Annotated in this window: 21 protein-coding genes; 13 read left to right on the top strand and 8 right to left on the bottom strand. The window is 68.9% G+C overall.

All coding sequences use genetic code 11. The features are described 5' to 3' along the window. Positions 1-31: 31 nt before the first annotated feature. Both AB7E83_RS12710 and AB7E83_RS12705 read left to right on the top strand, forming a co-directional pair. Positions 32-910: a DMT family transporter gene (locus AB7E83_RS12710; RefSeq protein WP_428569944.1), complete on the top strand. Its 879-nt coding sequence runs from the start codon at positions 32-34 to the stop codon at positions 908-910. A 218-nt stretch (positions 911-1,128) separates the two neighbouring features. Then, positions 1,129-2,862 carry a M10 family metallopeptidase gene (locus tag AB7E83_RS12705; protein ID WP_428569942.1) on the top strand — a complete coding sequence of 578 codons (1,734 nt, stop codon included), beginning with the start codon at positions 1,129-1,131 and terminating at the stop codon, positions 2,860-2,862. A 52-nt stretch (positions 2,863-2,914) separates the two neighbouring features. Here the strand turns inward: AB7E83_RS12705 and AB7E83_RS12700 are convergent, their stop codons facing one another. Continuing rightward, the gene (locus AB7E83_RS12700; protein ID WP_428569939.1) at positions 2,915-3,748 is read right to left on the bottom strand and encodes a M48 family metallopeptidase; all 834 of its coding nucleotides are present in this window, start codon (positions 3,746-3,748) and stop codon (positions 2,915-2,917) included. 34 nt (positions 3,749-3,782) lie between these two features. On the opposite strand from AB7E83_RS12700, the gene AB7E83_RS12695 reads away from it, so the two are divergent. Continuing rightward, positions 3,783-5,147 (top strand): AmpG family muropeptide MFS transporter, encoded by a 1,365-nt coding sequence (locus AB7E83_RS12695; protein ID WP_428569936.1) that lies wholly within the window; start codon positions 3,783-3,785, stop codon positions 5,145-5,147. Here the strand turns inward: AB7E83_RS12695 and AB7E83_RS12690 are convergent. Continuing rightward, positions 5,098-6,630: a class I adenylate-forming enzyme family protein gene (locus AB7E83_RS12690; protein ID WP_428569933.1), complete on the bottom strand. Its 1,533-nt coding sequence runs from the start codon at positions 6,628-6,630 to the stop codon at positions 5,098-5,100. The two genes, AB7E83_RS12695 and AB7E83_RS12690, sit on opposite strands and share 50 nt — an antisense overlap. A gap of 81 nt (positions 6,631-6,711) precedes the next feature. Between AB7E83_RS12690 and AB7E83_RS12685 the strand changes: the two genes are divergently transcribed. Next, positions 6,712-7,443 carry a response regulator gene (locus tag AB7E83_RS12685; protein WP_428569931.1) on the top strand — a complete coding sequence of 244 codons (732 nt, stop codon included), beginning with the start codon at positions 6,712-6,714 and terminating at the stop codon, positions 7,441-7,443. Positions 7,444-7,530: 87 nt separating this feature from the next. Then, the gene (locus AB7E83_RS12680; protein ID WP_428569928.1) at positions 7,531-8,736 is read left to right on the top strand and encodes an ATP-binding protein; all 1,206 of its coding nucleotides are present in this window, start codon (positions 7,531-7,533) and stop codon (positions 8,734-8,736) included. Positions 8,737-9,001: 265 nt separating this feature from the next. Here the strand turns inward: AB7E83_RS12680 and waaF are convergent, their stop codons facing one another. The 5 genes from waaF to radA form a co-directional block, all read right to left on the bottom strand. After that, the gene (gene waaF / locus AB7E83_RS12675) at positions 9,002-10,030 is read right to left on the bottom strand and encodes a lipopolysaccharide heptosyltransferase II (RefSeq protein WP_428569925.1); all 1,029 of its coding nucleotides are present in this window, start codon (positions 10,028-10,030) and stop codon (positions 9,002-9,004) included. A 30-nt stretch (positions 10,031-10,060) separates the two neighbouring features. Next, the gene (locus AB7E83_RS12670; protein ID WP_428570095.1) at positions 10,061-10,282 is read right to left on the bottom strand and encodes a zinc-finger domain-containing protein; all 222 of its coding nucleotides are present in this window, start codon (positions 10,280-10,282) and stop codon (positions 10,061-10,063) included. Continuing rightward, the gene (locus tag AB7E83_RS12665) at positions 10,279-11,217 is read right to left on the bottom strand and encodes a branched-chain amino acid transaminase (protein ID WP_428569922.1); all 939 of its coding nucleotides are present in this window, start codon (positions 11,215-11,217) and stop codon (positions 10,279-10,281) included. The genes AB7E83_RS12670 and AB7E83_RS12665 overlap by 4 nt, the downstream gene beginning before the upstream one ends. Positions 11,218-11,259: 42 nt before the next feature. After that, on the bottom strand, positions 11,260-11,661 hold the full coding sequence (locus AB7E83_RS12660; protein WP_428569919.1) for a glycerate kinase: 402 nt from the start codon (positions 11,659-11,661) through the stop codon (positions 11,260-11,262). Between the two features lie 61 nt (positions 11,662-11,722). Then, positions 11,723-13,099, bottom strand: a complete 1,377-nt coding sequence (gene radA / locus AB7E83_RS12655) for a DNA repair protein RadA (RefSeq protein WP_428569916.1) — start codon at positions 13,097-13,099, stop codon at positions 11,723-11,725. A gap of 143 nt (positions 13,100-13,242) precedes the next feature. On the opposite strand from radA, the gene hpaR reads away from it, so the two are divergent. Genes hpaR through AB7E83_RS12615 form a run of 8 tightly spaced genes read left to right on the top strand, consistent with a single transcriptional unit; the run spans position 13,243 to position 19,895 of the window. Beyond that, positions 13,243-13,674 (top strand): homoprotocatechuate degradation operon regulator HpaR, encoded by a 432-nt coding sequence (gene hpaR / locus AB7E83_RS12650; RefSeq protein ID WP_428569914.1) that lies wholly within the window; start codon positions 13,243-13,245, stop codon positions 13,672-13,674. Between the two features lie 42 nt (positions 13,675-13,716). Next, positions 13,717-15,174 carry a 5-carboxymethyl-2-hydroxymuconate semialdehyde dehydrogenase gene (hpaE, locus tag AB7E83_RS12645; protein ID WP_428569911.1) on the top strand — a complete coding sequence of 486 codons (1,458 nt, stop codon included), beginning with the start codon at positions 13,717-13,719 and terminating at the stop codon, positions 15,172-15,174. 2 nt (positions 15,175-15,176) lie between these two features. Next, a complete protein-coding gene (gene hpaD, locus AB7E83_RS12640) occupies positions 15,177-16,037 on the top strand; it encodes a 3,4-dihydroxyphenylacetate 2,3-dioxygenase (protein WP_428569908.1) in 861 nt (286 codons plus the stop codon). 13 nt (positions 16,038-16,050) lie between these two features. Beyond that, on the top strand, positions 16,051-16,458 hold the full coding sequence (locus AB7E83_RS12635; RefSeq protein ID WP_428569905.1) for a 5-carboxymethyl-2-hydroxymuconate Delta-isomerase: 408 nt from the start codon (positions 16,051-16,053) through the stop codon (positions 16,456-16,458). A gap of 20 nt (positions 16,459-16,478) precedes the next feature. Next, the gene (locus tag AB7E83_RS12630; protein WP_428569902.1) at positions 16,479-17,267 is read left to right on the top strand and encodes an HpcH/HpaI aldolase family protein; all 789 of its coding nucleotides are present in this window, start codon (positions 16,479-16,481) and stop codon (positions 17,265-17,267) included. Next, positions 17,264-18,025 carry a class II aldolase/adducin family protein gene (locus AB7E83_RS12625; protein ID WP_428569900.1) on the top strand — a complete coding sequence of 254 codons (762 nt, stop codon included), beginning with the start codon at positions 17,264-17,266 and terminating at the stop codon, positions 18,023-18,025. Before AB7E83_RS12630 ends, AB7E83_RS12625 begins: the two co-directional genes overlap by 4 nt. Continuing rightward, positions 18,022-18,996 carry a 2-dehydropantoate 2-reductase gene (locus tag AB7E83_RS12620; protein ID WP_428569898.1) on the top strand — a complete coding sequence of 325 codons (975 nt, stop codon included), beginning with the start codon at positions 18,022-18,024 and terminating at the stop codon, positions 18,994-18,996. The genes AB7E83_RS12625 and AB7E83_RS12620 overlap by 4 nt, the downstream gene beginning before the upstream one ends. 5 nt (positions 18,997-19,001) lie before the next feature. Further along, entirely contained in the window at positions 19,002-19,895 is an 894-nt protein-coding gene (locus AB7E83_RS12615) for an EamA family transporter (RefSeq protein WP_428569895.1), read from the top strand. Positions 19,896-19,945: 50 nt separating this feature from the next. Here the strand turns inward: AB7E83_RS12615 and alr are convergent. Beyond that, positions 19,946-20,973, bottom strand: a 1,028-nt coding sequence (alr, locus tag AB7E83_RS12610; RefSeq protein WP_428569892.1) for an alanine racemase, incomplete at its 5' end; no start/stop codon positions are given.

Raw genomic sequence — 20,973 nt, 5'->3', positions numbered from 1 at the left:
CATTTTAATGAGGCCGCACAATACCGGACCCATGCAGTCCCTCACGCGCCGGCAGCTCGTCGTCCTCGTCCTCCTCACGCTCTCGTGGGGCATCAACTGGCCGGTGATGAAGGTCGGCGTGACCGACTACCCGCCGCTCACGTTCCGGGCGCTGTCGATCACGCTCGGCCTGCCCTTGCTTGCCGTGGCGCTCTGGGTGCTCAAGGTGCCGTTCCACCTGCCGCGCAGGCACTGGCGCGAGCTGACCTGGCTGGCCGTGACGAACATGTTCATCTGGCACATCTGCATCATCTTCGCGGTGCGGACGCTGTCGAGCGGACGTGCGGCCATCCTCGGCTACACCATGCCGATCTTCTCGGCCGTGATCGGCGCGCTCGTGTTCAACGCCGCCCTCTCCGCGCGCAGCTGGGCCGGCGTGGGCGCGGCGGCGCTGGGCGTGAGCCTCCTGCTGTGGCACGAGTTCACGCAGCTCGCGGGACAGCCGGTCGGCGTCGCGCTGGCGCTCTTCGCGGCCGCCGTGTGGGCGCTCGGCACGCACCTCATGCGCCGCACGCGCATCGACCTGCCGACGCTCACGCTGTCGTTCTGGATGACGGCGATGTCGGCCGTGGTGCTCTCCGTGCTCGCGTTCGTCTTCGAGCGCCACGAGTTCCGCTTGCCCGAGCCCGATGCGGCGGGCGCGCTCGCCTTCAACGTCGTCGTGATCTTCGGCTTCTCCAACGCCGCGTGGTTCTACCTCGCGCGCGGCCTGCCGCCCGTGGCTTCCACGCTCAGCGTGATGTTCATTCCGGTGCTGGGCGTCTTCAGCGGCGCGCTCTGGCTGCGCGAGCCGCTGCACTGGCAGGACTGGGCCGCCGTCGCGCTGATGGTCGTGGCCATCGCGTCCGTGCTGTGGCCTGCGCGCCGCTGACGCGCCAGCTCGACAGAAGCGCCTGCCGGCGCGCCGGATCTCTCCCAATCCCAGCTCCTCGGCTTAGGCATCCGGCCTAAGCCGCTTACGCCTGCGCCGCACGCCCACCTGCGTACTGCCCTAAGGACGGCAGGCGAGCGGCTTACCTGCGCGAAGCGTCGTCGCGGTGTCATCGATACATCGCCGAGACACCCGTCGCGGCGCTCGAAAAAACCGCCATGACTTCCCCCGCACATCCGCTTCGCGACCACAACGACTACACCCCGGCCTGGTCGTGCGCCTGCAGCACCACCTGCGGCCCGATCCTCGCGCGGGAAGCGAACGAAGCGGCAGGGGCCGGTGCCGGCGGCGCGAGGCCCGGCGACTACGCCACCAACCCCGCCGACAACGCCTACCGCTACGTCGCGCAGGCAGCAGCGGCCGACTCCGCGGGCGGCGTCGCGTCGCTCATGGCCGGCAGCAAGTGGAGCAGCCTCGACGCCGCGACCGCGAAGACGATCGTCACCTACTCGTTCGCCGATCCGCGCGCCTCCGTCTTCGGCTACAGGGACGCCGCCGACTTCGCCGGGACGCTCTCGGCGTTCTCGTCGAAGGACCAGGCCGTGGTGCGCGACGTGCTCGCGAAGATCGCCGCCGTGTGCAATGTCGAGTTCGTCGAGGTGGGCGACAACGCGGCCGAATGCGGCGTGCTGCGCTACGGCTATTCGCAGCAGCCCGAGACGATGAGCTACGCCGGCTATGCGTTCTACCCCTCCGTCTCCGCCGTGGGCGGCGACGTCTGGCTCGCGAGCTCGCAGGCCGGCGCCCAGTGGGACTTCTACCGCCCCAACCTCGTGCTGCACGAGACCCTGCACGCGCTGGGCCTGAAGCACCCCTTCGGCGGCGGCGACGTCCTGCCCACGTGCGAAGACATCATCGCCAACACCGTGATGAGCTACTCGCCGGTGGAGGGTTCGCGTTCGGGCCGGCTGTCGCACTACCCCGACGAGCCGATGGCCTACGACATCGCGGCGCTGCAGCATCTGTACGGGGCGTCGAGCGGCAATGCGGGCAACACCGTCTACAAGCTCGCGGCCGCGGAGTTCCAGGGCACGTTCCGCTCGATCTGGGATGCGGGCGGCATCGACACCTTCGACGCGAGCGGCGCCGCCCGCGCCGTGACGCTCGACCTCGCGGCCGGCGCCCGCAGCGACATCGGCACCATGGTCACCGCTTTCGCCGTGCAGGCGAACGGCGCGCGTGTCGGCGCGAAGTACACGGAGACGGTGAGCATCGCGGCGAACGCGATCATCGAAAACGCGGTGGGGGGCACCTTGAGCGACGTCCTCTTCGGCAACGGCGCGGCCAACGCGCTCTCGGGCGGCGCCGGCGACGACAGGCTGCAGGGCCGCGGCGGCGACGACCGGCTCGACGGCGGCGCCGGCCTGGACACCGCGGTGTACGCGACGGCGCGAGCGAACTACGAAGTGGTCCGCGTGGGCACCGGCTTCAATGTGCTCGACCGTTCGGGCGTCGAAGGCAAGGACACGCTGGCCGGCATCGAGCGCATCCGCTTCGCCGACGGCGGCCTGGCGCTGGACCTCGACGGCAACGCGGGCGTGGTCGCCAAGGCGCTCGGCCTCGTGTTCGGCGCGGCGGGCGTCGCGAACGCGAGCCTCGTGGGCTCCAGCCTCGCCTCGCTCGACGGCGGCATGTCGGCGGCGGACCTGATGCAGTCCGCGCTGAACCTGAAGCTCGGGGGCGCATCGAACGGCGCGATGGTGGACCTGATTTGCACCCGCCTGCTCGGGACGCCGCCTTCGGCGGAGCTGCACAACGCTTTGACTGGCCTGCTCGACAGCGGGGCAGTGACGCAGGGACAGCTCGGCGTGGTCGCGTCGAACCTGCCGATGAATGCGGAGCAAATCGGGCTGGTGGGTCTGGCGGAGACGGGGCTGGCGTTCGCCGTCTGAAATCCGGGAGCCCTGGGTCCCCCCTTCGCGGGGACGACGGGCAGAGGTCTCGTCAGCGCTTGGCCGCGGCCTGGTAGAGCCCGCGCACGCGCGGCACGTTCTGCTCCAGCCGCTGGATGCGATCCGGCCCCGTCGGGTGCGTCGACAGGAAGCCGGGGCCGCCGCTGCCGCCGCCGGCCTCGGCCATCTTCTTCCACAGCGTGACCGACGCATCGGGGTTGTAGCCGCCACGCGCGGCCAGCTCCAGCCCCACGAGATCGGCCTCGATCTCGTCGTCGCGGCTGAACTTCAGCGTGAGCAATTGCGTCCCGACGTTGGCGGCCAGGTCGCCCAGCTGGCCGAGCCCAAACAACTGCGCGGCAATCGACAGGCCCGCGCCCGTCGCCTGGCTCTTCGCGATGCGCGCCCGCGCATGCTCGCGCAGCGCGTGCGCCATCTCGTGGCCCATCACCATCGCGGACTCGTCGTCGGTCAGCTTGAGTTTCTCGAGGATGCCGGTGAAGAAGGCGATCTTGCCGCCGGGCATGCAGAACGCATTGATCGACGCGTTCCCGATGAGGTTCACCTCCCAGCGCCACTGCGACGCGCGGTCGTTCCAGCGCGCCGTCTGCGGGATGAGGCGCGTCGCGATGGAGCGCAGGCGCTGCAATTGCGGATGGCCCTCCGGCGCGAGCGCGCGCTTCGCCCGCGCCTGCTCGAGCAGTTGCCCGTATTGCTGCACCGCGGCCTGCTCGAGCTCCTTCGCCGGCACCAGGCCGCGCAGGCGCGACGGGTCGCCGACGTTGACCTGCGCCAGCACCGGCGTGGCCGCCGCGGCGCCGGCCGCCAGCAAAAATCCACGACGCGGCATCCACGACGATGTCTTGAGTTCGCACAAGCGGCACATATGGGACGAATAATAGCGAGCAACCCACCCAGCCATGTCAGACTCAGCCGCAATCGATCCCCGGAACGAATCTCCACGCAAGCCGACCTGGGCCGAAACGGTCCGTGTCTATTTCGAGCCCGCCTCGCTGCGCATGCTGGCGCTCGGATTCGCCGCCGGGCTGCCGCTGCTTCTGGTCCTGGGCACGCTCAGCTTCCGCCTGCGCGAGGCCGGCATCGACCGCACCACCATCGGCTACCTGTCCTGGGTGGGACTCGCCTACGGCATCAAGTGGACGTGGGCCCCGCTCGTCGACCGGCTGCGGATTCCGCTGCTCACGCGCGCGCTCGGGCGGCGGCGCAGCTGGCTGCTGCTGGCGCAGGCCGTGATCATCGCGGGCATCGTGGGCATGGCGCTCGTCGATCCCAAGGCCTCGCTCGATCCCCTCGTGTGGTGCGCGGTGATCGTGGCCTTCGGCTCGGCCACGCAGGACATCGCGCTCGACGCCTTCCGCATCGAGTCCGCCGACACGTCGCGGCAGGGCGCGCTCGCCGCGTCGTACCAGACCGGCTATCGCCTCGCCATGATCTGGGCCGGCGCCGGCGTGCTCTGGATCGCCGCGAAGTCCGAAGTGGCGGACGTCGCGGCCTATCAGCATGGCGCATGGCAGACCGCCTACCTCGCGATGGCCGCGTCGATGCTCGTGGGCGTCGTCACCGTGCTCTTCTCGCCCGAGCCGCGCGCACGCGAGACGGCGCCGGCGAAGAACTTCGCACAGTGGCTGCGCACCGCGCTCGTGGATCCTTTCGCCGACTTCATGCGGCGCTACGGCTGGCAGGCCGCGCTGATCCTCGCGCTGATCGCGGTCTACCGCATCAGCGACGTCGTGATGGGCATCATGGCGAATCCGTTCTACGTGGACATGGGCTACACCAAGGCGGAAGTCGCGACGGTCAGCAAGTTCTACGGCGTGGTCATGACGCTCGTCGGCGCATTCGTCGGCGGCGCGATGTCGATGCGCCTGGGCATCATGCGCACGCTCATGCTCGGCGCGATCCTGAGCGCGGCGAGCAACCTGCTGTTCGCCTGGCTCGCCGGGCGCGGGCACGACCTCACGTCGCTCATCTTCGTGATTTCGGCCGACAACCTGTCCAGCGGCATCGCGTCGGCGGCGTTCGTTGCGTATCTCTCGAGCCTGACGAACATCGAATACTCGGCGACGCAGTACGCGCTCTTCAGCTCGATGATGCTGCTGCTGCCGAAGTGGCTCGCAGGCTTCTCGGGCAAGTTCGTCGACGTTTACGGCTACAGCACGTTCTTCACGTCCACGGCGCTGCTGGGCGTGCCGGTGCTGCTGCTGGTATGGCTGGCTACGCGCGTGGTGCCGGCTCGTTCGACGCCTTCGGCGAAGGACGGATAAGCGCCGCGGCGAGCTCGCCGCGGCGGACCTTTCCCAGCGCGGTCTTCGGCAGCGCATCGACGAAGTGCCAGTGGCGCGGATGCTTGAAGCGCGCGAGGCGGCCGTCGAGGTGGCCCCGCAATTCGCTCTCGTTCGCGGGCGAACCCAGGACCACGGCCACTGCGACCGCCTCGCCCCATCGTGCGTCGGGAACGCCGAACGCGGCGCATTCCGCGACGCTCGGATGCCCCGACAGCACCTGTTCGATTTCCATCGGATGGATGTTCTCGCCGCCCGAGATGATGAGCTCCTTCGCGCGGCCGACGATGGTGTAGCTGCCGTCCGCGGCACGCGTCGCGAGGTCGCCGGTACGAAACCAGCCATCGCCGTCGAGCGCGGGTATGTCGGGCCAGTAGCGCGCAACGATGTTCGCGCCGCGCAGCATGATTTCGCCCGCGACGCCCGGCTCGCCCACCTCCTTCACCTCCCCCGGCCTGCCCGCCTCGACCAGGCGCGCCTCGACGCCCTGCGCTGTCCAGCCGCACGATCCCGCGTGCGTGAAGGCGTGCTCGGGCGGCAGCGCGATGGAGAAGGGGCCGGTCTCGGTCGCGCCGTAGACGTTGCACACCGGGACCTTGCGCGCGTGGATCGCATCGACGATTTCGCGCGGGATGACACTCGAGCCTGCCCACATCGCGCGCAGGCTGGACAGGTCGGTCGCCGCCCACGCGGGATGCTCGATCAAGGCCTTCATCGTCGCGGGCACCTGCAGCGTGAGGGTCGGGCGCTCGTCCGCGATGCAGGCGAGCACGTCGTCCGGCGAGAACCGGGGATGCAGGATCACGGTCGCGCCCGCGTACAAGGCGGGCAAGGTCTGGATGCACAGGCCACCCACGTGAAAGAGCGGCAGGACGGTCAGAACGACGTCGCCCGGCGTGATCGCCTGCGCGTGCGCCGCGATGCGCATGTTGGCGAGCAGGTTGGCCTGCGTATGCACCGCGACCCGGGGTCCGCCCGTGGTGCCGGAGGTCTGCACGAGCAGCACGGGCGATGTGGGCGCTGCGAGCCGCGGCGCCGGGGCGGAGGACTCGGCCATCAGCTCGACGGCGGCAATGCACGGGATCGACCGCCGCCGAGCCAGCGGCGCCGCCGCATCGCCGAAGCCCTCGCCATGCACCAGCACGCACGGCGAGCACGCATCGAGAAGGCGCTGCCATTCGGCCTCTGACAGGCGGAAATTCATCGGGAGCCATGCCGCGCCGATGCGCGCAAGCGCGAACAGCAGCACGACCTGCGCGACGTCGTTCGCGCCGAGCCAGGCCACGCGGTCGCCGGGCCGCACGCCCCACTGCGCATGCAGGAGCGCGGCCGCGGCGTCGACGCGCGCTTCGAGCGCCGCGAACGTGAGCGAGCCGGCCGCGCCGCGCAAGGCGACGGCGCCGGGCATCGCCGTCGCTTGCGCCGCCGGCACCTCGTCGAGCGTGCGCGCATCGCCTGGATTCACTTCGCCCATTTACCTAACTTTACCCCCGCGACAAGCGGGCTCTCGCTGCCGCCCGCACGATCTCCCCCAACGATGCTTCACATGAGTACCATTGCCACGATGCAGCAACTGTTGATGATCGAGGACGACGCGCGCCTCGCGCAGATGGTGGGCGAATACCTTGAACGTTCGGGCTTCGGTGTGACACATGCGCTCGACGGGAAGGCCGGCCTCGCGGTGCTGCAGGACCCGCCCGTGGGCGCGACGCCCGACCTCGTCATCCTCGACCTGATGCTGCCCGACGTCGACGGCCTCGAAGTGTGCCGTCGCGTGCGCGCGCTGCCCGGCGAGGCGGGCAAGGTGCCCGTGCTGATGCTCACGGCCAAGGGCGATCCGATGGACCGCATCGTCGGCCTGGAGATCGGCGCCGACGATTACCTGCCCAAGCCCTTCGAGCCGCGCGAGCTGCTCGCGCGCATCCGCGCGATCCTGCGCCGGCGCGGCGACGGCGCGCCGCCCGCGGCGAAGACGATCCGCTTCGGCTCGCTCGAGATCGACCGCGACGCGCGCACGGTGACCGTGGCGGGCAAGCCCGCCGATCTCACGTCGTATCAATTCGACCTGCTCGTGGTGCTCGCCGAGCGCGCGGGCCGCGTGCTCACGCGCGACCAGATCATGGAGGCCGTGCGCGGCCGCGAGCTCGAAGCGTTCGACCGCTCGATCGACGTCCACATGGGCCGCATCCGCGCGGCGATCGAGGAAGATGCGAAGAACCCCAAGCGCATCCTCACCGTCCGCGGCGTCGGCTACGTCTTCGCCAAACAGCAAGATTAAGGGAATGGGCCCCCACGCTCCCCGCTTCGCGAGGTTCGCTGCCCCCCGAGGGGGCTGGCCCGCCTTGGGGCGGCCCGGCGGCGGGCCATGACGCCCTGGGCCGCCCGCTGGCGGTTTCCGCTCTCCCTGCGCATCTGGCTCGCGGTCGTCTGCACGATCTTCGTGCTCACCTTCATCTTCGGCTGGGTGCTGCGCGAGCAGCGCGAACGCGACCGCGAGCAGACGCCGCCGCGCCAGGTCGTGCTTCGCACGGAGGACGGCGAGGTGCTGGGCGAAGCCGCGGTGCGGCCGGTGCGCGTGCCCGGCCAGGGCTTCGAATTCCAGGTGCCGACGAAGGACGGCAAGACCGTCGTCGTGCAGTTCTCCGCGCGTCAACGCGCGCCGGGCGAGACCGCCCAGCGGCGCGCCGGCAGCCGCGGCAGCGCTTTCGGCGGCCCCTGGGATCCGTGGTGGATGCTCGGCGTGATCGCCATCGCCGTGGCCATCGGCAGCTACCCCATCGTGCGCCGCATCACCAAGCGCCTCGACACCCTGCGCAGCGGCGTGGAGCGCTGGGGCGAAGGCGACCTGGCCGTACGGCTCGACGTATCGGGCAACGACGAGATCGCCTTCCTGGCCCAGCGCTTCAACCATTCGGCCGAGCGCATCGAGACGCTGCTGAAGACGCACAAGTCGCTGCTCGCCAATGCATCGCACGAGCTGCGCTCGCCGCTCGCGCGCATCCGCATGGGCCTCGAGCTCATGACGCCGGAGCCGTCGGCGAGCACGCGCAACGAGATCACGCGCAACATCGCCGAACTCGACCAGCTGATCGACGAGATCCTGCTGGCGAGTCGGCTCGACGCGAGCGAGCCGGACGTCGGTACCGTCGAGCCGGTCGACCTCACCGGGCTCGCGGCCGAGGAATGCGCGCGCTCCGGGGCCGAACTGCAGACGCCCGACGGCGCCGCGCCCGTCGTCGTGCCGGGCGTCTCGCGCCTGCTGCGCCGGGCCTTGCGCAATCTTCTCGAGAACGCGCGTCGCTACAGCGACGGCCCGGTCACGCTGCAGCTCGGCCGTGAAGGCGCCTACGCAGTCATTCGCGTGGCCGACCGCGGACCGGGCGTGCCCGCGGCGGAGCGCGAGCGCATCTTCGAGCCGTTCTATCGACTGAGCGGCGCGAGCGAGCGCGAAGGAGGGGTGGGCCTCGGGCTGGCACTCGTCCGCTCGATCACGCATCGCCACGGCGGCACCGTTCACTGCGAGGAAAACCCTGGGGGCGGCGCGCGATTCGTGCTCCGGCTGCCGTCGTGACCAGTTGTAAATGCGTGTAAAAGATTCGCGCGGAAGCCGTCATTCGTGGCGGACAACGCTTCAGATTCAGCCTGAAGCGTTCATATTTCGCGGCCGCGTTGTCGGCAGGGGGATGAAATCCGCCGCACTCCCGACTAAAGTTGCTCCCACGCTGTCACAACAACAAAGCAAGCCAACAGACTCGAAGAATCCGACTCCCAACGACGTCCTTCCAAGGACTTGATACAGCCGCCGCGAGGTGGCTGTTTTTTTTGACCCGCGCCGATCACCCGCGGCGACTGGGCGTTTCGGCGGAAAGCAGCGCGTCCACACGCTGCGGCGCGATGTCGTTCAGGCAACGAAGATGCCCGAGCGGGCATTCGCGTTCGAAGCAGGGCGCGCAATCGAGCGGCGGCGCGTAGGCCGGATCCTCCTTCAGCCAGACCACGCTTGCGAGCGCATTGAGCGGCGGCGTGTGCAGCGGACTCGACGAGCCGAAGAGCGCGACCTGCCGCACGCCGAGCGCCGCGCCGACGTGCATCAGGCCCGAGTCGTTGCTGACGATCGCGCGCGCACCCGCGATCAGCGCGAAGGCTTCTTCGAGCGAGGTGCGTCCGGCGAGCACGAGGCATCTGCCGGGCGCATGCGCGGCGATTTCGTCGCACAGCGCCGCCTCCTTGCCTGAGCCGAGCAAGACGACGGGTGCGTCGAGCCGAAGCGCCAGGTCGCCATAGTGTCGCGAGGGCCAGCGCTTCGCCGGGCCGTATTCGGCGCCGGGGGCGAAGACGTAGTAGCCCGCCTCGTTCAGCGCGTGCTTGCGCAGCGCCTGCTCGATCTCTTCCGCGCGCGAAACGAGCCGGGGCCGGTCCGACTCGATGCCGGCTTCGCCGCTCAATGCCGAATAGAACGCCACCATAGGCGGCCTGGTCTTCGGATTCTTCAGCCGGTGCGTGAGCAGGCCCACGCGCGCTTCGCCGAGATAGCCCACGCGCTTCGGAATTCCCGCGAGCATCGGCAGCAGCGCGCTCTTCATCGAGTTGGGCAGAACGTAGGCGGTGTCGAACTTCCCGCTCAGTTCGCGGCCGAGCGTCCGGCGCGCCCGCAGCTGCAGCCCGCCATGCGCAAAAGGAAACTCGATGACATCCGCCACATGCGGCATCGCGCGGTACACCGGCGCGACCCAGGGAAGCGCACCCACGGTCAATCGCTCGCCGCGCGCCGCGAGGCGGCGCATGAGCGGCTCGGTCATGACCGCATCGCCGATCCACTGGGGGGCGATGACGAGGGAGTGCCCGAGGGCGTGCGGGGCTTTCATGTCTTTCCCGCAGGCCGCTTCGGGAGTGGGTCAATGACCACCGTCGAAGTGCTCGCCCTCTTTCAGCTTGTAGACAGTCCCGCAGTACGCGCACTTCGCCTCGCCCGTGCCCGCCACGTCGAGGAAGATCCGCGGATGGCCGTTCCAGAGCTTCATGCCGGCGATGGGACTCGGGCAGAACACGCCGCCGTTGGCGTTGAGGTCCTTCGCGAGCAGCTCGACGACGGACGCCTTGCGGTCGGTGGCGCTCATACCTTGGTCAGCCACTCGGCGTATTTCGGGTTGCGGCCGTTCACGATGTCGAAGAACGCGTTCTGGATCTTCTCGGTGATCGGGCCGCGGCGGCCGATGCCGATCTCGATGCGGTCGAGCTCGCGGATCGGCGTCACTTCGGCGGCGGTGCCGGTGAAGAACGCCTCGTCGGCGATGTACACCTCGTCGCGCGTGATGCGCTTCTGCACGATCTCGAGGCCCAGATCGCGGGCGATTGCGAAGACGGTGTTGCGCGTGATGCCGTTGAGCGCGCCGGCCGACAGGTCGGGCGTGTAGATCACGCCGTTCTTCACGATGAAGACGTTCTCGCCCGCGCCTTCGGACACGAAGCCCGAGCTGTCGAGCAGCAGCGCCTCGTCGTAGCCGTCGTCCAGCGCCTCCATGTTCGCGAGGATCGAGTTGCTGTAGTTCGACACGGCCTTGGCCTGCGTCATCGTGATGTTCACGTGGTGGCGCGTGTAGCTCGAGGTCTTGACCCGAATGCCGTTCTTCAGGCCCTCCTCGCCAAGGTACGCGCCCCAGGCCCAGGCGGCGATCATCACGTGGATCTGGTTGCCCTTGGGACTCACGCCGAGCTTCTGCGAGCCGATCCACGCGAGCGGACGGATGTAGCAGCTCTCGAGCTTGTTGACGCGGACGACTTCGCGCGTCGCCTCGTTCAACTGCTCCTTCGAGAACGGCAGCGGCATGCGCAGGATCTTCGCGCTGTTGGCGAAGCGCTCGGTGTGGTCGTGCATGCGGAAGACCGCGGTGCCATCGACGGTGTCGTAGGCACGGACGCCTTCGAACACGCCGCAGCCGTAGTGCAGCGTATGGGTGAGCACGTGGATCTTGGCGTCGCGCCAGTCGACGAGCTCGCCGTCCATCCAGATCTTGCCGTCACGGTCGGCCATCGAGGGAGCTGCGGGGCTCATGGGGTGTCCTTTGGAGGGAAGAGTACAGCGAAGCTCTCGATTTTACTGGGCGGTCTCCGGGGGCCGATAAAGGGTCCACTTGACGAGCTTGCCGTCGGCGAATTCGCAGGTCACGTGCGATTGGCCGTTGTCGGTCCAGCGAAAGACCTCGGGCTGGGCGTCCTTCTCGGACAACTGCTCGCCGATCGCGCGCGTCAGGGCCATGACGTGCAGCAGGTTGACGCCGGGTTTGAGGACCGCGTTGAGCATGACGGCGCTGTCGGTGTAGCCGATGGGGCGGCCGGAGGCGCGCTGCATGACCTTCATCATCCGGGTGAAGTGCAGCAGCATCCACATGACGATGCCGCCCGTCACCAGGGCGACGCCGGACCACCCATACGACTGATAGCCCACCACGACGGCGACGACGCCGAGGATGGGAACGACGATGTTGCGGAAATTCATGGCCCGCATTGTCCTCGCCCGGCGGACCGTCGCGCTGCGGCGACTGCGTAGGCCACTCGACTTACATCAGCGTCCGCAGCACGTCCAGGGCTTCGTCGATCCGTTCGACGGGGTGGATCGCCAGGCCTTCGAGTTCGCGCGGCGATCCCTTGGGCGCATTGGCCTTGGGCACGATGGCGATGGAGAAGCCGAGCTTGGCGGCTTCCCGCAGGCGCTCCTGGCCCCGGGGCGCGGGCCGGACCTCGCCGGCGAGCCCGACCTCGCCGAAGGCAATGAAGCCCTTGGGCAGCGGCCGCCCCTTCAGCGACGACGCGATGGCCAGCATCACCGCGAGGTCGGCCGCGGGCTCGCTGATGCGCACGCCGCCGACGGCATTGACGAACACGTCCTGGTCCATGCAGGCCACGCCCGCATGGCGGTGCAGCACGGCCAGCAGCATGGCGAGGCGGTCGCGGTCGAGGCCGACGGACAGCCGCCGCGGGCTCGGTCCGCCGCTGTCGACGAGCGCCTGGATCTCCACCAGCATCGGCCGCGTGCCCTCCAGCGTGACGAGCACGCAGCTGCCCGGCACGGGCTCGGTGTGCTGCGAGAGGAAGATCGCGCTCGGGTTCGCGACGCCCTTCAGGCCGCGCTCGGTCATCGCGAAGACCCCGATCTCGTTGACGGCGCCGAAACGGTTCTTGATGGCGCGCACGAGGCGGAAGCTCGAATGCGTGTCGCCTTCGAAGTAGAGCACGGTGTCGACCATGTGCTCCAGCACGCGCGGGCCGGCGAGCGCGCCCTCTTTCGTGACGTGACCCACGAGGATGATGCAGGTGCCGCCGGCCTTGGCCGCGCGCGTGAGGTGCGCCGCGCATTCGCGCACCTGCGCGACGCTGCCGGGGGCGGAAGTGAGCTGGTCGGAGTAGACGGTCTGGATGGAGTCGATCACCGCGACGGCGGGTTGCTGCGCGGCGATCGTGGAGAGGATTTTCTCGAGCTGGATTTCGGCGAGCACCTGGACCTGCGAGTTGTCGAGGCCGAGCCTTCGCGATCTGAGCGCCACTTGCGCGCCGCTCTCTTCGCCGGTGACGTAGAGCGTCGGCACGCCGGCGCGCTGCAGGCCGTCGAGCGCCTGCAGGAGCAGCGTCGATTTCCCGATGCCGGGGTCGCCGCCGATCAGCACGACGCCGCCTTCGACGATGCCGCCGCCGAGCACCCGGTCGAGTTCGCCCTGGCCCGTGGGCGTGCGCGCGACGTCGGCGGCTTCGATGTCGGCGAGGACCGCGACGGCCGAGGCCGGCGCGAGCGAGGCGAAACGGTTGCGCTGCGGGCCCGCGGCTTCGCTCACGGATTCGATGAGGGTGTTCCACGCGCCGCACTGGGGGCACTTGCCCTGCCATTTGGCGGAGATGCCGCCGCATTCGGTGCAGGTGTAGGCGGGCTTGTCTTTGGCCATGGGCGGGAGTGTAGGCGGGGTGCGAAGCCTGCCTTGCCGGGCCGCCGTTCCCCGAATGGCCCCCGCAGGGCCCTCAGCGTCCGCTATGCGGAGGTCTTGATCGGCGGATCGCAATCATTTAACATGTTAAATACCCACCGCCCATGGCCACTACCTTCACCCACCGCAACCTCGCGCGCCTGCTCTTGCAGGCGCGCGAGTCGGTCATGGCCCACACGCGGCCGGGGTTGCGCGAGCACGGGCTGTCCGACCAGCAATGGCGCGTGCTGCGCGTCCTGGGGGAGCACGGCACGGTGGAAGTGGGCCGCGTGGCGAGGGAGGCCTTCATCCTCGGCCCCAGCCTCACCGGCGTGCTGGCGCGCATGGAGCGCGACGGGCTCGTGCGCCGGGAACGCGATCCCGCCGACCAGCGCCGCACCGTCGTCGAGGCCACGGCCAAGGGCCGCAGGCTGGTCGACCGGCTGTCGCATACCGTCGCTGCGCATTACGAATGGCTGGAGACCTCGCTCGGCAAGGACAAGCTTTCGCAGCTCTACGGGCTGCTCGACGAACTCATCGCGCTGGAGGCTCCGTGAGCCCCGGCGCCCTCATCAACAGCAACGATTGACGAGACACCCATGCGCATCGAACACCTCATCGACGGCAAGTCCGTCCCCGGCACCGACTACCTCGAGACGGTCAACCCCGCGACGCAGGAGACCCTGGCCGAAGTCGCCTCCGGCGGCGAAGCGGAAGTGAATGCGGCCGTGGCCGCTGCCAAGGCCGCGTTTCCGAAGTGGGCCGGCCTGCCCGCGCCGCAGCGCGCGAAGCTCGTTCGCAAGCTCGGCGACCTGATCGCCGCGCACGTGCCCGAGCTCTCGCAGACCGAGACCAACGACACGGGACAGGTCATCGCGCAGACGGGCAAGCAGCTCGTGCCGCGCGCGGCCGACAATTTCTATTACTTCGCCGAGATGTGCGTGCGCGTGGACGGCCACACCTATCCCACCGAGACGCACCTGAACTACACGCTGTTTCACCCCGTCGGCGTGTGCGCGCTGATCTCGCCGTGGAACGTGCCGTTCATGACGTCCACTTGGAAGGTCGCGCCCTGCCTCGCCTTCGGCAACACGGCGGTGCTGAAGATGAGCGAGCTGTCGCCGCTCACGGCCGCGCGCCTCGGCGAGCTCGCGATGGAGGCCGGCATTCCGCCGGGCGTGCTGAACATCGTGCATGGCTATGGCAGACAGGCCGGCGAGCCGCTCGTGCGTCACAAGGACGTGCGCGCGATCTCGTTCACCGGTTCCACCGCCACGGGCAACCGCATCGTGCGCGAAGCGGGGCTGAAGAAGTTCAGCATGGAGCTCGGCGGCAAGTCGCCTTTCGTGATCTTCGACGACGCCGACCTCGACCGCGCGCTCGACGCCGCCGTGTTCATGATCTTCTCGAACAACGGCGAGCGTTGCACGGCCGGCAGCCGCATCCTCGTGCAGAAGTCGATCTACGCGGACTTCGCGCAGAAGTTCACGGCGCGCGCGAAGAAGATCGCCGTGGGCGATCCGCTCGACGAGAAGACCATCATCGGCCCGCTGATCTCGCAGGCGCACCTCGCGAAGGTGCGCAGCTATATCGAGGCGGGCGTGAAGGAAGGCGCGACGATGCTGTGCGGCGGGCTCGACGTGCCGGCACTCCCGGATCGCGTGAAGAAGGGCAATTACGTCGTGCCCACCGTCTTCGCCGACGTCGACAACCGCATGAAGATCGCGCAGGACGAAATCTTCGGTCCGGTCGCCTGCCTGATCCCCTTCGAGGACGAGGCCGACGCGGTGCGCATCGCCAACGACATCCAGTACGGCCTGTCGAGCTACGTCTTCACCGAGAACATCGGCCGCGCGCACCGCGTCGCCGCGCAGATCGAGGCCGGCATGTGCTTCGTGAACAGCCAGAACGTGCGCGACCTGCGCCAGCCTTTCGGCGGCACCAAGGCTTCCGGCACGGGACGCGAAGGCGGGACGTGGAGCTACGAAGTGTTCCTGGAGCCGAAGAACGTCGCGGTGTCCCTCGGGTCGCATCACATTCCGCACTGGGGTGTCTGACCGTGGGCCAGCTCGCGCTCGCCGCCAAGATCACGCACGTCCCGTCGATGTACCTGTCGGAGTTCCCGGGGCCGAACTTCGGGTGCCGGGATGCGGCGATCAACGGCCACAGGGAGATCGACCGCCGCTGCCGCGCGCTCGGCGTCGACACGCTCGTCGTGTTCGACGTGCATTGGCAGGTGAACAGCGAATACCACATCAACTGCGCGCCGAAGTTCGAGGGCGTGTACACGAGCAACGAGCTGCCTCACTTCATCAAGAACCTGCCGTATGCGTATCCGGGCAATGCGGCGCTCGGCCACATGATCGCGGAGGTCGCGAACGAGATGGGCGTGAAGACGCGCGCGCATTCGGACACGACGCTGGAGCTGGAGTACGGCACGCTCGTCCCCATGCGCTACATGAACGCGGACCGGCACTACAAGGTGATCTGCGTGAGCGCATGGTGCGACTGGCATGACCTCGCCGAAAGCGGGCGCTTCGGCCTCGCCGTGCGGCGCGCGATCGAAGAGCGTTACGACGGCACGGTCGCGGTGTTCGCGAGCGGGTCGCTTTCGCACCACTTCGCGGACAACGGCCGCGCGCCGGAGTTCATGCACAAGGTCTACGACCCGTTCCTGGAGCAGGTGGACCGGCAGGTGCTGCAACTGTGGGAGCGCGGCGACTGGAAGACCTTCATCGGCATGCTGCCCATGTACGCCGAGAAGTGCTGGGGCGAGGGCGACATGCACGACACGGCGATGCTCCTGGGCCTGCTCGGCTGGGACCGCTACGAGGCGCCCGCCGAAGTTCTCACCCCGTATTTCGGCAGTTCCGGAACGGGCCAGATCAACGCGGTGTTCCCCGTGACGCCGCTTTCCTGAAGACGATAGAGCCATGCCCCACTGCGTCATCCTCTACACCCCCAATGTCGACAAGCTGACCGACATGACGGCGCTGTGCCGCACGGTCGCGGACGCCATGCTCACCGTGCGCGACGAAGCCGGCAAGCAGGTGTTTCCCACCGGCGGCACGCGCGTGCTCGCCTATCCGGCGACGCACTACGCCGTGGCCGACGGCAAGGGCGACTACGCATTCGTGTACCTCAACGTGCGCATGGCCGGCGGCCGCAGCGCCGAGGTGAAGCAGAATGCGGGGGACACGCTGTTCACCGCCGTCAAAGAGCATTTCGCGCCGATGTTCGAGCAGAGCCTGATCGGCATCACGCTGCAGGTCGACGAGAGCCCGGGGCAGGTCTACGACGGCAAGCACAGCACGCTGCACCCATTGTTCAACAAGACCTGAACGCACACCGAGGAAACGACATGCAAACGCCCGTGAACACGTTCAAGCAAGCGCTAGCCGCGAAGCAGCCGCAGATCGGCTTCTGGATGGGCCTCGGAAGCTCCATCGTCGCCGAGATCGCCGCCGGCGCCGGCTTCGACTGGGTGCTGATCGACGGCGAGCATTCGCCCAACGATCTCAACAGCATCCTGCACCAGGCCCAGGCCGTCGCGGCGTATCCCGGCACGCATTCCGTCGCGCGCATTCCGATGGGCCACGGCCACGTGGGCCAGGCGCTCATCAAGCAGTACCTCGACCTCGGCGTGCAGACGCTGCTGGTCCCGATGGTCGACACGCCCGAGCAGGCGAAGGAAATCGTGCGCTCGATGCGCTACCCGCCCGAGGGCGTGCGCGGCATCGGCGGCGCGCGCGGCTCGCGCTGGGGGCGCTACACCGATTACCCGAAGGCCGCGAACGGCCAGGTGTGCCTGCTCGCGCAGGTCGAGACGCGCGAGGCGCTGGCCAACATCGAAGCGATCGCGGAGATCGACGGGGTCGACGGCGTCTTCATCGGACCGGGCGACCTGTCCGCGTCGTTCGGCCACATCGGCAACCCCGGACACGCGGAGATGCAGGCGGCCATCGAAGACGGCATTCGCCGCATCGTGAAGACGGGCAAGGCGCCCGGCATCCTGACGCAGGACATCACGCAGGCCAAGCGCTATCTCGAACTGGGCGCGCTGTTCGTGGCCGTGGGCACCGACCACCAGGTGATGTGGCGGGGCGCGGCGCAGCTCGCCAAGACCTTCAAGCCCGAGGTCGTTCAGTGAACTCGCAAGGCCGCTTCCACGCTGACGAGTGGCAAGCGCGCGTGCAGCTGGCCGCGTGCTATCGCGTGTTCGACATGCTCGGCTGGACCGAGATGATCTACAACCACATCACCGTGCGCCTGCCCGCGTCGGCGACGGACGGCAGGAAGCAGTACCTCATCAACCCCTTCGGCCTGCACTACAGCGAGGTGACGGCGAGCAATCTGCTGAAGATCGACACGGCCGGCAAGAAGCTCGACGACAACCCGCATCCCGTCAACCCTGCCGGCTTCACGGTGCATTCGGCCATCCACGAGGCGATCGCGGACGCGCATTGCGTGATGCACACGCACACGACGGCCGGGCTCGCGGTCGCCTGCACGAAGACCGGCCTCGCGCAGAACAACTTCTACTCGGCGCAACTGCACGGGCTCGTCGCGTATCACGACTTCGAGGGCATCACGATCCATGCGGAAGAGGCGCCGCGCCTCCTGAAGAACATCGGCGAGAAGCCCGTGGTGATCCTGCGCAACCATGGCCTGCTGTCCTGGGCGCCGACGCTGCCGCTCGCGTTCGCGCGCCTGTGGACGCTGCAGCGCGCGTGCGAGGTGCAGGTGATGCAGGCGGCGCTCGGGCCGGCGATCGACATCCCGGAGCCGGTCGCGCGGAAGACGACCGAGGACTCGTTCCAGTTCGACGCCCGCTTCGGCGGCGGCCGCGACGTCTTCGATGCGATGACGCGGCTCGTGGATCGTCGCGATCCGTCCTACAAGCAATGAAAGCCTGCATCTACGGCGCGGGGGCCATCGGCGGATGGATCGGCGCGCGCCTCGCGAACGCCGGCTGCGACGTGAGCGTCGTCGCGCGCGGCGCGGCGCTCGAGGCTATCGCGCGCGACGGACTCGTGCTCGAAGGCCCGCAGGAGCGCATCGCCGCGCGCGTGGCGGCGAGCGCATCGCCCGCCGATCTCGGCCCGCAGGATCTGGTGGTGATCGCCGTGAAGGCGCCTTCGATGGTCGAGGTCGCCTCCGCGATCGCACCGCTGCTGAAACCCGACACCATCGTCCTCACCGCCATGAACGGCGTGCCGTGGTGGTTCTTCGAGGGCTTCGGCGGCCGCTTCGCGGGAACGCGATTGAAGACCGTGGATACCGATGGCCGCATTGCGCGCGCCATTCCCGCAAGGCACATCGTCGGTTGCGTCGTGCATGCGAGCTGTTCCGTGCCCGCACCGGGCCGGGTGAAGAACCATTTCGGCAACAAGCTGATCGTCGGCGAGCCGGCGGGCGGTGCGAGCGAGCGGCTGACCGAACTCGCGGCCCTGCTCACGCGCGCCGGCTACGAGGTGGAGGGTTCGCCGCAGATCCAGCGCGACGCTTGGTACAAGCTGTGGGGCAACATGACCGTGAACCCGGTCAGCGCGATGACCGGCGCGCCCGCCGACAAGGTGATGGACGACCCGCTCGTGCGCGCGTTCATTTCCAGCGTGATGCTCGAGGCGCGGGAGATCGGCTCGCGCATCGGCATCCCCATCGATCAGGACCCGGAGGATCGCCACACGGTCACGCGCAAGCTCGGCAGTTTCAAGCCGTCGATGCTGCAGGACGTGGAAGCCGGCAAGCCGGTGGAGCTCGACGCCCTGGTGACGGTCGTGAAGGAGCTTGGCGAGCTGACGCAGACGCCGACGCCGTTCACCGACGCACTGCTGGGCCTGAGCCGGTTGTTCTTCCGCGAACGCGGACTGTACTAGCGGCGATGCGCGCCCTCACCGGCACCGCCTTCGCCACGCTCCTGCTCATCGCGTTCATGATGGGCGCGAACCACGTCGCCGCGCGCGTCGCGTTCAACAACGGGCTCGACGTCGCGACGGCGGTCGCGGTTCGCAGTGGCGTCACGGCGGCCGTGGTGTTCGCGCTGCTCGCGCTGCAGGGCGTGCCGATCCGGTTCAATGCGCGCAAGCCGTGGGTGCTGCCGGTCATCGGTCTGCTCGTGGGCCTGCAGAGCCTGTGCCTGTATTCATCCGTCGCGCGATTGCCGGTCGCCCTCGCCCTCCTCGCCTTCAACACCTATCCGATTTGGGCCGCGATCTGGTCCGGCGTCGTCTACCGCCAGCGGCCCGAGAAGGCGATGCTCGTCGCAATGCCGGTGATCCTGGCCGGACTCGCGCTCGCGCTCGACGTGTCCGGCGCGGCGTCGGGGCTCGGCGCATCGGGACAGTGGTCGCGCATCGGCACGGGCGTCGGCTTCGGCCTGGCCGCCGCCGGCGTATTCGGCCTGGCGCTCGTGCTGACGCAGCACGAGGCCGGCGAGGTGGACGGCCGCGTGCGCACCGGCACGACGATGAGCATCGCGGGGCTCGTCGCCCTGGCGACCGTCGGCATGCAGGGCGGCTTCCACCTCCCCACCGCGACGGCGGGCTGGGTCGGGCTGGCGCTGCTGACTTTTCTGTACGGCACCGCGTTCACGATCATGTTCACCGTGCTGCCCCGGCTCGGCGTCGTCGGCAACTCGGCGATCATGAACGTCGAGCCGGTGTTCGCGCTCGTGCTCGCGTGGCTGGTGCTGGGTCAGGCGATCGCGCCGGTGCAGGTGCTGGGCGCGCTTGTCGTGGTCGGCGCGGTGATGGCGCTGGGGATGCGGAAGAAATGAGGCGACGGAATCGTGGACGCCCTGGATTCCCGCCTGCGCGGGAATGACGGTCAGTCGCCGGCCACCACCGGCACGCGCGGCGCCAGCGCGCACATCAGCTCATAGCTCAAGGTGCCCGCGGCGCGTGCAACTTCGTCGATCGGCAGTACGGTGCCGTTGGCTGCACGTCCCCACATCGTGACCTCGCTGCCGAAGCCCGCCTGCGGCACCGGCGTGAGGTCGACCGCGATCATGTCCATGCTCACCCGACCGACGAGCCGCGTGCGCACCCCGTCGACCAGCACCGGCGCGCCCGTCGTGCCGTGCCGCGGATAGCCGTCCGCGTAACCGCACGCGACCACGCCAATGCGCAAGGCCGCGTCGGCCGTGAAGCTCGAGCCGTAGCCGACCGTGTCGCCCGCACGCAGCGTCTGCACGGCAAGGACCCGGGTCGACAGGGTCATGGTCGGCTGCAGGTCCCAGTGCGCGATGTCGTGCTCGGGAAAGTCCGGCGCGCTGCCGTAGACCGCGATGCCGGGCCGCACCCAGTCGCCGCGGACCTGCGGGTCGGCGGCATGCCGCAGCGTGGCGGCGCTGTTGCACACGCTGCGCTCGCCCGGCAGGTCGCGCGTGGCCTCGGCGAACGCCTGCACCTGGTGCGCGATGCCGCGCGGGCCATCGGCATCGCTGAAATGCGTCATCAGCGAAATCTCTTCCACCTGGGGCAGTGCCGACAGCCGCGCCCAGGCCGCGCGATACCGCTGCGGCGCGTAGCCCAGTCGATTCATGCCCGAGTTCATCTTGAGGAACACGCGGTGCGGCTGCTGCGTCTTGTGCGCGGCGAGCATGTCGATCTGCTCGTCGCAATGGACCGTGTGCCAGAGGTTCAGACGCGAACAGAGCTCCAGGTCGCGCGGCTCGAACACCCCCTCGAGCAGCAGCACCGGCCCGCGCCAGCCGAGCCGCCGAACGGTCTCCGCCTCATCGAGGTCGAGCAGCGCGAAGCCGTCCGAGCCGCGCAGCGAATCGAAGACGCGCTCGATGCCGTGGCCGTAGGCATTGGCCTTGACGACGGCCCACACGCGGGCGTCGGGCACGG

The organism is Ramlibacter sp. (genome assembly GCF_050250995.1).
Classification (GTDB): Bacteria; Pseudomonadota; Gammaproteobacteria; order Burkholderiales; family Burkholderiaceae_C; genus Ramlibacter.
Note: the sequence above shows the minus strand (reverse complement) of the source record. Positions and strands in the feature narration are given on the sequence as shown.